Source organism: Cellvibrionales bacterium, from assembly GCA_016713115.1.
Taxonomy (GTDB): Bacteria; Pseudomonadota; Gammaproteobacteria; order Pseudomonadales; family UBA7239; genus UBA7239.
This window is the reverse complement of the sequence record JADJPU010000001.1, coordinates 616,803-628,948: the sequence shown is the minus strand read 5'-3', so window position 1 is coordinate 628,948 and position 12,146 is coordinate 616,803. Positions and strand designations below refer to the sequence as shown.

Genomic DNA, 12,146 nt, shown 5'->3' with positions numbered 1-12,146 from the left:
GAAGGCAGCGGCGCTGTGGCTTTGTGCGCTGAAAATAGCGCGGCGTGGTTGAGCGCGGATTTTTCCTGTCAAGAAAGTGGGCGCGTTTGTGTGCCGCTGCCACATTTTTTCAACAGGCCATCCCAAAGGTGTGTGTCTGTCGCAGGCTGCTCAGGAGGCGGTGGCAACGTCGATTGCCAGATTACTGTCAGCCGCAGGCGTAAAACGGCATTTATTCGCGCTGCCGCTACCCGTGCTGCTGGAGAATGTGGCTGGTGTGTATGCCGCTGTGATGGCGGGCGTCACTTGTGTCACACCGCCGCTGGCAGCCGTAGATTTGGGGTGGATCAAGCACATGGGATGCGTCCGTATTTTTGCGCTGTGTGAGATGGAGCAGCGGGCGGAGAGCGTTATTCTCCTGCCGCAGATGCTCAAAGCCGTGTTGCCAATTTTAAGTGCGTTTGATGTGAGTGCATTGAAGTTGGTGGCGGTGGGTGGTGCGCGCGTTGCGCTCGGATTACTGCGCGCGGCGTCGGCAAAGAGCTGCCCGTGTACGAAGGCTACGGTTTGTCGGGGTGCGGTTCCGTGGTGTGCGTTAACCATAGCGGCGCGGACAAAGTGGGAACCGTGGGCAAGCCTTTGCCGCATGCTGGCGGTGCGACTCAATGCCGCGAGTGAGCTCGAAGTGGCGGGCAGTCATTTTTTTAGGCTATCTCGATCAAGAAGATAAGCCGCACGATTCGTGGTTGCCGACGGGGATCTCGCCCGTATCGACGATGAAGGTTTTGTTGCGATTATCGGTCGTCGCAAAAACCTGATCGTCAACAGTTTCAGAAATATCAGCCGAATGGGTGGAAAGTGAATTACTGGGACAGGCGGGTGTTTTACAGGCTGCTGTTTTTGGCGAGGCAAAACCGTTCTTGGTGGCCGTGCTGTTTGCGCCCAGTTTGGCGGATACTGCGTTACAACAAGCGGTGAACGCCGCAAATGCCGCATTGCCAGATTATGCGCGGTGCGACACTAGCTGCGTGCGGCCGAACCTTTACCGCAAGCAATGGTTTGGCAACCGCTAATGGGCGCAATAAGCGCGATGACATTGCGCTGCATTTCAAATCGAACATCGACGGTTTTATGCATCCACGGAGGATAGGCATATGAACGCCGCTGGTATTTATCTGCGTTTGCAGCGGAAACGGTGCAGGAAAGAGGTATTTGCTCAGTTCGCCGCTCAATACTGCGGCCTGCAGGGTGAAATTACGCGTGATGAATATGTCGCGTTTCTTGGACAGGCGTATCACCATGTGAAGCACACGCTGCCCTTGTTGATGGCGGTGGGCGCTAGGCTGCCGGAGAACAAGGAGTGGTTGCGCGAAAAATGGCACATTACATCGAAGAAGAAGTGGGGTATCAGGAATGGATATTGAGCGACATTGCACAATGCGGCAGTGATGCTGAAATTGTGCGCCATGCCGTGCCATCGCTGCCCGTAGAGTTGATGATAAGTTTTATTTGGGATTTTGTATCCGGCGCAATCCTGTCGGTTTTGGGGATGGTTTTGTGCTGGAAGGAACCAGCGTGAATGTAGCCACTCAGGCGGCAGATAAAATTCGATTGGCATTGCAACTACCAAAAAAGCATTTAGCTATTTGTATTCTCACGGTTCATTGGATATTGAGCATATTGATTTTTCGAAAGTGTCGTGAATAAAATTGATGACAAGAGAGATCAAGATGACATTATTCATGTGGCAAAAATTATTTTTCGATTGTACGCCGACATGTTTCGCGTCATTAAATAAAGAGAGTGTTTTGTGTGAAACCTTGCAAGGAAAAAAATTTTAGTTACCGGTGCTAGCGGCGGTATTGGCAGTGCTGTTGCTGAAGAGATGGCGCGACAGGGTGCGCTGTTTTTGCTGGTTGGGCGCGATGCGTCAATGCTGGAAAAAGTGCAGGCGCGTATCGCAGCGCATGGCGGTTCTCGCAAGTGCTGGTGGCGGATTTGTTGGTGCCGGATGATAGACGGCGCGTGGTGGAAGTTTGTTTGGCGCTGCCTGGCGGTTTGTACGGCTTGGTCCACAATGCGGGAGTTAATCACTTCGCGTGGTTGGAAGATCAAACAGAAGCGCTGTTGCAATCACAACTGCACCTGAATTTAGTCGTGCCCATTTATTGGTGCGTGCGTTGTTACCGGCGCTGAGAAAAGAAAAGTGTGCGCGTATTTTTAATATTGGGTCTACCTTCGGCAATATTGGTTTACCCTGGGTGTACGGCTTATTGTGCAAGTAAATTTGGTTTGCGCGGTTTTAGTGAAGCGTTGCGGCGTGAGTTGGCGCGGACGGATACGCGTGTTTTGTCATTTTCCACCGCGCGCCACGAATACGACGCTCAACCCTGAACATGTGGTGGCGCTGAATCAAAATTGGGCAATGTTATGGATGCTCGAAACGCTGTTGCCCAGCAAGCGGTGTCTGTTTTTATCAAAGGTGCGCCGTACCAATATGTTGTAGGTTGGCCCGAATCGTTGTTCGCGCGCATCAATGCTGTATTGCCGCGCTTGGTGGATAAAGCGTTGGGTAAACAACTGGCGACGATTAAAACTACACCAAAGTTAATGGCCCGCCCGAAGAAAGTGAAACGAGCGCTAGCAAAGCACATGCTTTGCGCGGGTGAAACGCCACAACTGCGCAGCTATGTGGCTGGAAATCGCGAGGAAGGGACATCGAAGATGGCCCGCCAGAAGGATTCGAACCCCAGACCTCTGCCTCCGGAGAACAGCGCTCTATCCAGCTGAGCTACGGGCGGAAAGGCGGCTATTGTAGGGGTGATGTGTGGGTAATGCTAACGACTGGGTGCGCGTGTAATAAAAAAACGGCTGCCATGACGCACAGTGCCGCTGCAGCATAGTGCCAGCTCATTTTTCTTTCATGTAAAACAGCGCGAAGGAACGAATACGGTGAGTGCGATGGCCTCTTGATAAATTTTAAGTTGGCTCACAGAAAAATGTTGGTAGCCCACGCGATTGGCTGGCACTTGCAATAAATATTCAAATAGCGCGATGAGCCAACTGGCTAAGGCGGCGATCAACCACGGTTTTCACTCATATTTTTAGGTGTGCATACCAAGCAAATGTCATAAAAACATTGCTCAGCACTAACCCGACAAAAAACCACAGTGGGTGAGTTGCATTCATGGGCATTAGCGTATGTGCGCGAGTATGCCGTCCAACTCATCAAAACTATTGTAGCGCAACACCAGTTTGCCGCTGCCTTTGTTGCTGTGCAGCACTTGCACCGCACGCCGATTTTTCCGATAAATCGGTTTTGTAAGCGGCGAATATCCGGGTTGAGGTTCGGGCTCGACGTTTTTGCTCGCTTTATTGGCTTCAGGTTGCTGCTGGATGTTGCGCACCAAAGGCTTCGGTTTGGCGCACAGACAAACCTTTATCCGCCACGCTTTTGCCGCATCGCGCTGCGCATTTTCCGCGAGGCCGAGCAGGGCGCGCGCGTGACCCATTTCCAAATCGCCGCGCTCTAACATGCGGCGCACTTCATCGGTGAGTGACATCAAACGCAATAAATTGGTGACGGTGACGCGCGATTTGCCCACCGCATCCGCCACTTCTTGATGCGTCAACTCAAATTGATCTTTCAAGCGTTGCAGTGCGACTGCTTCTTCGATGGGGTTTAAGTTTTCGCGCTGAATATTTTCAATCAGTGCCATGGCGATAGCGGCATCGTCGCCCACTTCGCGCACCGCCGCAGAATGGTGTCCAGTCCGGCGAGTTGCGTGGCGCGCCAGCGGCGTTCGCCCGCAATAATTTCATAACGCGCGGCAGGCTTTTCGGCGTTGGAGACAGGGCGCACCACAATCGGTTGCATCACACCCTGCGCTTTGATGGAGTTGGCGAGTTCTTGCAGCGCTTCTTGATCGATGTCGCGGCGCGGTTGGTATTTGCCGCGCTGTAACCATTCCACCGGCAGTTTTACCAATTGACCGTCTTTCGGTGTTTTGTCGGCCATGGCAATCGTCGGCGCAGCGGCAATGGCGGCGGCGATGGCTTCTGTGGAGGTGTGTTCTTCAGGTTGTGTTTTTTTCAGCACACTGCCCAGCAGTGCATCCAATCCTTTTGCCTAATTTTTCTTTTTGCGTTCATGGTGATCTTCGTGTTTGTTTAGTGGTTCAGCTGGCGTTGGCAACTTCGGGAACATTGGTGGTTGCGCCGTGGCGACGCAAAATTTCGCCCGTTAATGCCAAGTACGCCAATGCGCCTTTGGATTGACGATCGTAGTGCAGCACGGGCAAACCGTAGCTCGGTGCTTCCGCCAATTTGATATTGCGCGGGATCACGCTGCGATACAGTTTGTCGCCAAAATGTTCAGCGAGTTGGTTGGAAACTTCGGTCGTCAAACTGATGCGCGGGTCATACATGGTGCGCAAAATACCTTCCACTTCCAGTTGCGGATTGACGACGGATTTAATTTGTTCGATTGACGACAACAAATCCGACAAACCTTCCAGTGCGTAGTACTCGCACTGCATGGTAATCAGCACGCTGTCGGCGGTAGCGAGCGCATTCACGGTCAAAATATTCAGCGCGGGTGGGCAGTCGATCAAAATATAATCGTAATTGCTGCGCACTTTTTTGAGCTGATGTTTCAGGCGCTGCTCTTTCATCATCAAGCTGAGCATTTCCACTTTGGCGGCGGTTAAATCGCTGTTGGAAGGCAGTAAATCGCAGCCGGAGGTTTCGCTTTTTTGTATCGCCCGTTGTATGTCAAAACTGTCGTCGGTCAGCACATCGTAGGCGCTGTGTTCCAGCTCGTGTTTGTCGATGCCCAAGCCCATGGTGGCATTGCCCTGCGGGTCGAGATCCACCAGCAGCACGCGGCGTTTGGTGGCGGCCAGTGACGCGGCGAGGTTCACAGAAGTGGTGGTCTTGCCGACCCCGCCTTTCTGATTGGCAATGGCAATGATTTTGCTCACGTTGTGGCTATTCCGTCAGAGAGTTCGCAGCGGATCAGGTGTCTTTCCGCGTCGCAATTCGGCACCTGCAAGCGCAGGCAGACGCTCACCTTAAAGGGTTTTGGCAGGGCGCTCAACTCAGCAGAATCAAGCTGCGCCTTCATCGCCCAGAAGCTGCCACCTGCCGCCAGCAAGTGCTGGCTGGACTGTACAAAATCGGCGAGCGAGGCGTAAGCGCGGGATAGGATGCCATCAAACGGCAGCTCGCTCTGGTACTCCTCCACCCGCGACTGCACCACGCTGAAATTCTGCAAGCCCAGCTCGATGCGCGCCTGATCCATAAAACGCGTCTTTTTGCCGTTGCTGTCCAAGGCCGTGAGCTGGCGCTCTGGCCACAAAATGGCCAGCGGGATAGAGGGAATACCGGCACCGGCACCGACATCCAGCAGCCGCGTGCTGTGGATGTGCTTGGCGACAGCGAGGCTGTCCAGTAAGTGACGACTCACCATCTCGCGCGGCTCGCGCACGGCGGTCAGGTTGTAGGCCTGATTCCACTTGGCGAGCAGTTGCACATAGGCCAGCCATTGCGCGCGCTGCTCGGCGCTGGCGTTGATCTCCAGCGTCGCCAGCCCCTTATCCAGCAAGGCTTGCATCGTCACGCGGGGCAGCAGGGGTGGATTTTTTCTTCAGATTGATGAGCAGCAGCGAAATGGCGGCGGGGGTAACGCCGGGCACGCGCGAGGCCTGCCCGATGGTGGCGGGCTGCGCTTGCGTGAGTTTGTGCGTGACTTCGTGCGACAGGCCTTTGACGGCGCTGTAGTCAAAACCTGCAGGAATGGCGACGGCCTCGGAGCGCTGTAGACGCTCAATGTCCTCCTGCTGGCGGTCGATGTAGCCCGCGTATTTGGCGCTGATTTCCACCTGCTCGGCCACTTGCTCGTCCTGCACGGCCGCGCCTTTTAACGCGGCGATGTCGGCATAGCCAAATTCGGGGCGTTTCAGCAAATCCATCAGGCTGGCCTCGCGTAAAAGCGGGCTGCTGAGGCGGTCAGCCAAGCTGTCAGCGGCGGCTGTGTTGGGGTGGATATAGGTGGTGCGTAAGCGTTCGCTCTCGCTAACAATGCCGTCCTGCTTGGTGCAGAAGCGAGCCCAGCGCGCATCGTCCACCAAGCCCAGCTCACGCCCTTTGGCGGTGAGGCGCAGGTCGGCGTTGTCTTCACGCAGCAGCAGGCGGTACTCGGCGCGGCTGGTGAACATGCGGTAGGGCTCGCGTGTGCCGAGGGTGATCAAGTCGTCGATCATCACGCCGATGTAGGCTTCGTCGCGGCGCGGATACCAGCCCGCTTTGCCCTGTGCTTTCAGACCAGCGTTGATGCCAGCCAGCAAGCCCTGCGCGGCCGCCTCTTCGTAGCCGGTGGTGCCGTTGATCTGACCGGCAAAAAACAGGCCTTGGATGGGCTTGGTTTCCAAGGTGTGCTGCAAATCGCGCGGATCAAAAAAGTCGTATTCGATGGCGTAGCCAGGGCGGGTGATGTGGGCGTTTTCCATGCCGCGTATCGAGCGCACCAGCGCCAGTTGCACATCAAACGGCAGCGAGGTGGAAATGCCGTTGGGGTACAACTCGTGCGTGGTCAGCCCTTCCGGCTCGATAAACACCTGGTGCGACAGTTTGTCGGCAAAGCGGTGAATTTTGTCTTCAATTGACGGGCAGTAGCGCGGGCCTATGCCTTCAATCACGCCGGTGTACATGGGCGAGCGATCCAACGCGCCGCGTATGATTTCGTGCGTGCGTTCGTTGGTGTGGGTGATGTAGCAATTCACCTGCTGCGGGTGTTCGCTCACCGAGCCCATAAACGACATCACCGGCAGCGGCGTATCGCCAGGCTGTGCCTGCATGGCGCTGAAATCGACGGAGCGTGCGTCGATGCGCGGCGGCGTACCGGTTTTCAGGCGATCAACCCGCAGCGGCAGTTCGCGCAAGCGCGCGGCCAGCGCTATTGATGGAGGGTCGCCTGCGCGACCGCCGGCATGGTTATCCAAACCAATATGGATTTTGCCGCCGAGGAAAGTGCCGGTGGTCAGCACCACGCAGGGGGCAAAGAAGCGGATGCCAGTCTGCGTGACCACGCCTTTGACGACATCGCCTTCGACGATCAAATCATCGACGGCCTGCTGAAAAATCTGCAAATTGGGCTGGTTTTCCAGTATCGAGCGAATCGCGGCTTTGTACAGCACGCGATCCGCTTGCGCGCGCGTGGCGCGTACAGCCGATCCTTTGCGCGAGTTGAGAATGCGAAATTGAATGCCAGCCTGATCCGTGGCGCGTGCCATGGCACCGCCGAGTGCATCCACTTCTTTCACTAGATGGCTTTTGCCGATGCCGCCGATGGCGGGGTTGCAAGACATCTGCCCCAGCGTTTCGACATTGTGTGTTACCAGCAGGGTGCGGCAGCCCATGCGCGCTGCCGCCAAACAGGCCTCGGTGCCGGCGTGGCCGCCGCCGATAACAATCACATCAAAGCGTTCGGGAAAATCCATGAGAGTGGCTGCGTGCGTCACTGGGGGCGCGCAGTATAGCGATTGCCTATTTTTCGAGCAATTTTGCCGCTGCTGGGTGAGTCCCATACGGTGCCGCATCAAAATAGGGTGCTTGTATTTTTCTTGCACAAAAAGGATGCGTTTTGACGCAGTTCTATCTTGCTCAGTTGCGAGCTTGCCCTATATACTGCGCGCCGCTTTCGCGGTCGCTGGTAACGGTGCCGCAGCGAGGCGTGTTTCATGGAGGTGTGTGGTGAATAAAGCGCAGCACACCAGTATTTCCAAGCCGCCCGTTTATCGCATTGCTCTGGTTCAAACAGTGGTATTGGCAGTGATGGCCGCGTTGTTGTGGCTGGTTTCGCCCGCTTGGGCTGCTGCGCTGTTTTGGGGTGGAACGATAGAAGTGTTGCCGAGGTTGTATTTCGGTGTTTACGCCTTTCGCTTTACCGGTGCGCGTCAGATGCGAAAGGTAGTGGCCTCGCTTCGGCGCGGCGAGATGGGCAAGTTTGTTTTGGTAGTAGCGATGTTTTCCGGCTTGTTTATGTTGAACAAGTCAATTGCGCCAGCAGCGGTTTTTTTTGGCTATTTTGCCTCGTGGTTGTTGGGGATGGTGTTGAGCGCGCGATGGCTCAGATGATGATTAACGGGTAGATGGTGTTTTATGTCTGAACAAGCAGGAGTAGCAGCAGGACAAGCGGCCGAAGGCGGCCTGACTGTCGTTGGCTACATTCAGCACCACCTGCAAAACCTGTGCTTTGGTCGCTTCCCTGACGGCACATGGGGTCTTGCACACACTAGCCAAGAAGCCAAAGAGATGGGTTTTTGGGCGTTTCACCTTGATTCACTCGGTTGGTCGCTGGCTCTGGGTCTTATTTTTTGCTTGTCGTTTTTTGCGGTGACGCGCAATGTGCAGCGCGGTGTGCCGCGCGGTTGGCAGAGCTTTGTTGAATTGGTTGTTGAGTTTATCGACAGCAATGTAAAGAGCACTTTCCATTTCCACAACCCCGTTATTGCGCCGTTGGCACTCACGGTGTTCATGTGGATTTTCTTGATGAACTTTATGGATTTGTTGCCGATTGATATGTTGCCAAAGGCGGCGGCGTTGGCTGCAGGCAATGATCACTTTTTCTTTAAGGTTGTGCCAAGCACGGATCCTAATATCACGCTGGGTATGAGTTTCTCGATCTTTTTCTTGATGATTTTTTTTGGCATTCAGAAAAAAGGTCTGATTGGCTTTATCAAAGAGTTAACCTTCCATCCCTTTCACCCGTCGTTTCACGGTGTTGGCTTGTTGTTTGCGCCGCTGCTTATTTTGATTAATTTCGCGCTGGAAACAGTGTCTTTGATTTCAAAGCCAATTTCCCTCGGCTTGCGACTGTTTGGAAATATGTATGCTGGCGAAATGATTTTTATCTTAATCGCTACTTTGTTTAGTGCGGGATTGTTTTTTGGTCTGTTTGCCGGCGTATTGCAGTGGGCATGGGCTGTTTTTCATATTCTCATCATCACGCTGCAGGCGTTCGTGTTCATGGTGTTGACCATTGTCTACATGGCAATGGCGCATGAAGTGCCGGATGAACAGCATCCTTGATGAGAATATAGATAGTTTTTTTAACCAGTAATTTTTTAACCAACAAGTCGGTTTTTACCGCAACAAACTGAGGAGATACACCATGGGTATGGCTCTTATTGCCGCTGCGCTGTTGATTGGTTTTGGCGCTTTGGGTACAGCAATTGGCTTCGCAATTTTGGGTGGCAAATTGCTGGAAGGTTCTGCGCGTCAGCCTGAAATTGCGCCAATGCTGCAAGGCAAAATGTTCTTGATCGCAGGTCTGTTGGATGCGGTGCCAATGATCGGCGTCGGTATCGCTATGTACATCCTGTTCGTAGTGTTTCCTGCACTGCAAGACAAAGGCATTGTCTGATTTGCGTTGAGCTGGCTTTGATGTCAGCTCAGTTGTGATTCAGTAGCTATCCACTATCCGAGAGGTGTTGGCGTGAATATCAACGCTACCATGATAGGTCAGATGATCTTCTTCCTGCTGTTCGTGGCTTTCTGCGCGAAATTTGTGTGGCCTGCCATTATTGGCGTGATGGCTGAGCGGGAAAAGCGTATTGCTGACGGTTTAGAAAACGCTGACAAAGCAGGTCGTGATCTGGAGTTGGCGAAGCAGGAAGCTGCAAATAAATTGCGCCAAGCAAAAGATGATGCCGCGGCCATTATTGAGCAAGCCAACAAGCGCGCTACGCAGATGATTGAAGAAGCGAAAGAGCAGGCGCGTGAAGAAGGCGAACGCATGAAGCAGGCTGCACAAGCAGAAATCGATCGCGAGAAAAACCGTGCGCGTGAAGAGCTGCGCAAGCAAGTGGCTGCTTTGGTGCTGACCGGCGCTGAGCGTGTGTTGGAAACTTCTATCGATGCCAATCAGCACGCCAACATGCTCGACAAACTGGCGGCGGAGCTGTAAGCAATGGCTGAGCTCGCAACACTGGCTAGGCCGTACGCAAAAGCGGTATTTGAAGTTGCGTTAGACGGTGGAAATGCGCTGGCTGAATGGCAGCGCATGCTAAATACCGTTGCGGCTGTTGTGAGTACGGGCAAGGTGCAGACATTTCTTGCATCTCCCACCGCAACCGCCGAACAACAAGCTGCGCTGATTAAAGGTGTGTGTGGCGATGAGCTCAACGCAAAGGCGCTCAACATGATTCAAGTGTTGGCGACAAATAAGCGTTTGAGTTTGCTGCCGGAGATTGCTCATCAATTTGGTGAGCTGAAGGCGCGCAGAGAGCGCGTAATCGGCGTCGAAATTGCGTCCGCATTTCCTTTGGAAGCCAAAACAGCGGATGCGTTATCTGCTGCACTATCCAAAAAATGGGAATGCAATGTTGCGTTGCAGACAACTGTTGATGCTTCGTTGTTAGGCGGCGTAGTGATTAAGGCAGAAGATGTCGTGATCGATGCTTCGGTGCGCGGTCGCATGCTGAAGTTGGCTGATGCCTTGATGGCGTAAGCGTTATAAAAGAATTGGTAAAAGCAAAGATTTTAATTGTGACATTGAAAAGAAGTGCAGCCGGCGGCGGCTTCTTACACGAGGACTGGCAAACATGCAGCAACTGAATCCTTCAGAAATCAGTGAAGTCATCAAGAGCAGAATTGAGAAACTTGATGTCTCTACACAAGCGCGCAACGAAGGCACGATTGTTTCGGTGTCCGACGGTATCGTGCGCATTCACGGTCTCGCGGATGTGATGTACGGTGAGATGATCGAATTTGCTGGCGGCGTGTTTGGGATGGCGCTGAACCTTGAGCGCGATTCGGTCGGTGCAGTTGTTCTCGGTGATTATCAGAAGTTGGCTGAAGGTCAGACTTGCCACACCACGGGTCGCATCTTGGAAGTGCCGGTGGGTCCTGAGTTGGAAGGTCGCGTGGTGGATGCCTTGGGTAATCCTATCGACGGCAAAGGTCCAATCAATGCAAAGCAATTGGATCCCATTGAAAAAGTTGCTCCTGGTGTAATCGCGCGTAAATCGGTCGATCAGCCCGTGCAGACTGGCTATAAAGCGGTTGACGCCATGGTGCCAATCGGTCGTGGTCAGCGTGAATTGATCATTGGTGATCGTCAGGTCGGTAAAACAGCGTTTGCGGTGGATGCTATCATCAACCAAAAAGGCACTGGCATTAAATGTATTTATGTGGCTATTGGTCAGAAACAATCGACCGTATCCAATGTGGTAAGAAAACTGGAAGAACACGGCGCGATGGCGCACACCACCGTAGTCGTGGCTGGCGCATCTGATCCAGCGGCTATGTTGTTTTTAGCGCCGTTTGCCGGCTGTTCTATGGGCGAGTACTACCGCGATCGCGGTCAAGATGCGTTGATCATCTATGACGATTTGACCAAACAAGCTTGGGCATACCGTCAAATCTCTCTGTTGTTGCGCCGTCCGCCAGGCCGTGAAGCGTATCCAGGCGATGTGTTTTATTTGCACTCGCGTTTGTTGGAACGCGCTGCGCGTGTTAACGAAGAATATGTTGAAAAATTTACTAACGGTGCAGTAAAAGGCAAAACTGGTTCCTTGACCGCATTGCCTATTATCGAAACACAAGCGGGCGATGTATCAGCCTTCGTTCCTACGAACGTAATTTCGATCACTGACGGTCAGATTTTCTTGGAAAGCTCGCTGTTTAATGCGGGTATTCGTCCTGCCATGAACGCCGGTATTTCGGTGTCGCGTGTAGGTGGTTCCGCTCAAACAAAAGTTATTAGAAAACTGGGTGGCGGCGTGCGTCTGGCGCTGGCTCAGTACCGTGAATTGCAAGCGTTTGCTCAGTTTGCTTCCGATTTGGATGAAGCGACGCGCGACCAGTTGCAACACGGTCAACGCGTAACAGAATTGATGAAGCAGAAGCAGTACGCGCCATTATCTGTGGCAGAAATGGGTGTGTTGCTCTATGCCGTAGACAATAAATTCTTGGACGACGTGGCCGTCAATAAAATTGGCAGCTTCGAAGCTTCGCTGTTGTCGTATCTGCACGCAGAGCACAGCGCGTTGTTGGCAAAAATCAACGAAGCTGGCGATTACAACGCGGATATTGAATCCGGTATTCGTGCGGCGCTGGAAAAATTCAAAGCCACACAAACTTGGTAAGCCCAACACGATATCGCT

Annotated in this window: 14 protein-coding genes and 3 pseudogenes; 12 read left to right on the top strand and 5 right to left on the bottom strand. The window is 53.4% G+C overall.

All coding sequences use genetic code 11. The annotated features are described in order from the left end of the window. The first annotated feature begins 160 nt into the window (after nt 1-160). From IPK30_03080 to IPK30_03055, 6 genes and pseudogenes are all read left to right on the top strand, one after another. A complete protein-coding gene (locus IPK30_03080; protein MBK8102295.1) occupies nt 161-709 on the top strand; it encodes a hypothetical protein in 549 nt (182 codons plus the stop codon). A gap of 121 nt (nt 710-830) precedes the next feature. Then, nucleotides 831-1,052: a hypothetical protein gene (locus IPK30_03075; GenBank protein MBK8102294.1), complete on the top strand. Its 222-nt coding sequence runs from the start codon at nt 831-833 to the stop codon at nt 1,050-1,052. An 81-nt stretch (nt 1,053-1,133) separates the two neighbouring features. Continuing rightward, nucleotides 1,134-1,777, top strand: a pseudogene (locus tag IPK30_03070) (iron-containing redox enzyme family protein). Nucleotides 1,778-1,813: 36 nt separating this feature from the next. After that, entirely contained in the window at nt 1,814-2,128 is a 315-nt protein-coding gene (locus tag IPK30_03065) for an SDR family NAD(P)-dependent oxidoreductase (protein ID MBK8102293.1), read from the top strand. Between the two features lie 59 nt (nt 2,129-2,187). Beyond that, the gene (locus IPK30_03060) at nt 2,188-2,373 is read left to right on the top strand and encodes an SDR family NAD(P)-dependent oxidoreductase (GenBank protein ID MBK8102292.1); all 186 of its coding nucleotides are present in this window, start codon (nt 2,188-2,190) and stop codon (nt 2,371-2,373) included. 36 nt (nt 2,374-2,409) lie between these two features. Then, the gene (locus IPK30_03055; GenBank protein MBK8102291.1) at nt 2,410-2,769 is read left to right on the top strand and encodes a hypothetical protein; all 360 of its coding nucleotides are present in this window, start codon (nt 2,410-2,412) and stop codon (nt 2,767-2,769) included. A gap of 131 nt (nt 2,770-2,900) precedes the next feature. Here the strand turns inward: IPK30_03055 and IPK30_03050 are convergent. From IPK30_03050 to mnmG, 5 genes and pseudogenes are all read right to left on the bottom strand, one after another. Then, nucleotides 2,901-3,168, bottom strand: a pseudogene (locus tag IPK30_03050) (DMT family protein). Nucleotides 3,169-3,173: 5 nt separating this feature from the next. Then, nucleotides 3,174-3,997 (bottom strand): annotated as a pseudogene (locus IPK30_03045) (ParB/RepB/Spo0J family partition protein). 160 nt (nt 3,998-4,157) lie between these two features. Then, nucleotides 4,158-4,961: a ParA family protein gene (locus IPK30_03040; GenBank protein ID MBK8102290.1), complete on the bottom strand. Its 804-nt coding sequence runs from the start codon at nt 4,959-4,961 to the stop codon at nt 4,158-4,160. Next, entirely contained in the window at nt 4,958-5,593 is a 636-nt protein-coding gene (gene rsmG / locus IPK30_03035; protein ID MBK8102289.1) for a 16S rRNA (guanine(527)-N(7))-methyltransferase RsmG, read from the bottom strand. Before rsmG ends, IPK30_03040 begins: the two co-directional genes overlap by 4 nt. Next, nucleotides 5,574-7,478, bottom strand: coding sequence for a tRNA uridine-5-carboxymethylaminomethyl(34) synthesis enzyme MnmG (gene mnmG, locus IPK30_03030; protein ID MBK8102288.1), 1,905 nt, complete (start codon nt 7,476-7,478; stop codon nt 5,574-5,576). The genes rsmG and mnmG overlap by 20 nt, the downstream gene beginning before the upstream one ends. Nucleotides 7,479-7,731: 253 nt before the next feature. Here mnmG and IPK30_03025 point away from each other — a divergent pair, with 253 nt between their 5' ends. The 6 genes from IPK30_03025 (at nt 7,732) to IPK30_03000 (ending at nt 12,128) form a co-directional block, all read left to right on the top strand. Next, a complete protein-coding gene (locus IPK30_03025) occupies nt 7,732-8,115 on the top strand; it encodes an ATP synthase subunit I (protein ID MBK8102287.1) in 384 nt (127 codons plus the stop codon). 24 nt (nt 8,116-8,139) lie between these two features. After that, a complete protein-coding gene (gene atpB / locus IPK30_03020; protein ID MBK8102286.1) occupies nt 8,140-9,069 on the top strand; it encodes a F0F1 ATP synthase subunit A in 930 nt (309 codons plus the stop codon). A gap of 82 nt (nt 9,070-9,151) precedes the next feature. Then, nucleotides 9,152-9,403 (top strand): F0F1 ATP synthase subunit C, encoded by a 252-nt coding sequence (gene atpE / locus IPK30_03015; protein MBK8102285.1) that lies wholly within the window; start codon nt 9,152-9,154, stop codon nt 9,401-9,403. 72 nt (nt 9,404-9,475) lie between these two features. After that, nucleotides 9,476-9,946, top strand: coding sequence for a F0F1 ATP synthase subunit B (locus IPK30_03010; GenBank protein ID MBK8102284.1), 471 nt, complete (start codon nt 9,476-9,478; stop codon nt 9,944-9,946). Nucleotides 9,947-9,949: 3 nt separating this feature from the next. Then, complete coding sequence (locus IPK30_03005; GenBank protein ID MBK8102283.1) at nt 9,950-10,489, top strand: F0F1 ATP synthase subunit delta; 540 nt, start codon at nt 9,950-9,952, stop codon at nt 10,487-10,489. A 94-nt stretch (nt 10,490-10,583) separates the two neighbouring features. After that, complete coding sequence (locus IPK30_03000; GenBank protein ID MBK8102282.1) at nt 10,584-12,128, top strand: F0F1 ATP synthase subunit alpha; 1,545 nt, start codon at nt 10,584-10,586, stop codon at nt 12,126-12,128. The last annotated feature ends 18 nt before the right edge of the window (nt 12,129-12,146 follow it).

What these genes read in the sequence shown, in the direction of transcription:
- atpE (MBK8102285.1), top strand. Translation starts at nt 9,152, where the DNA reads ATGGGTATGGCTCTTATTGCCGCTGCGCTGTTGATTGGTTTTGGCGCT.
- IPK30_03055 (MBK8102291.1), top strand. Translation starts at nt 2,410, where the DNA reads ATGGATGCTCGAAACGCTGTTGCCCAGCAAGCGGTGTCTGTTTTTATC.
- atpB (MBK8102286.1), top strand. Translation starts at nt 8,140, where the DNA reads ATGTCTGAACAAGCAGGAGTAGCAGCAGGACAAGCGGCCGAAGGCGGC.
- IPK30_03000 (MBK8102282.1), top strand. Translation starts at nt 10,584, where the DNA reads ATGCAGCAACTGAATCCTTCAGAAATCAGTGAAGTCATCAAGAGCAGA.
- rsmG (MBK8102289.1), bottom strand. Translation starts at nt 5,593, where the DNA reads ATGCAAGCCTTGCTGGATAAGGGGCTGGCGACGCTGGAGATCAACGCC.
- mnmG (MBK8102288.1), bottom strand. Translation starts at nt 7,478, where the DNA reads ATGGATTTTCCCGAACGCTTTGATGTGATTGTTATCGGCGGCGGCCAC.
- IPK30_03005 (MBK8102283.1), top strand. Translation starts at nt 9,950, where the DNA reads ATGGCTGAGCTCGCAACACTGGCTAGGCCGTACGCAAAAGCGGTATTT.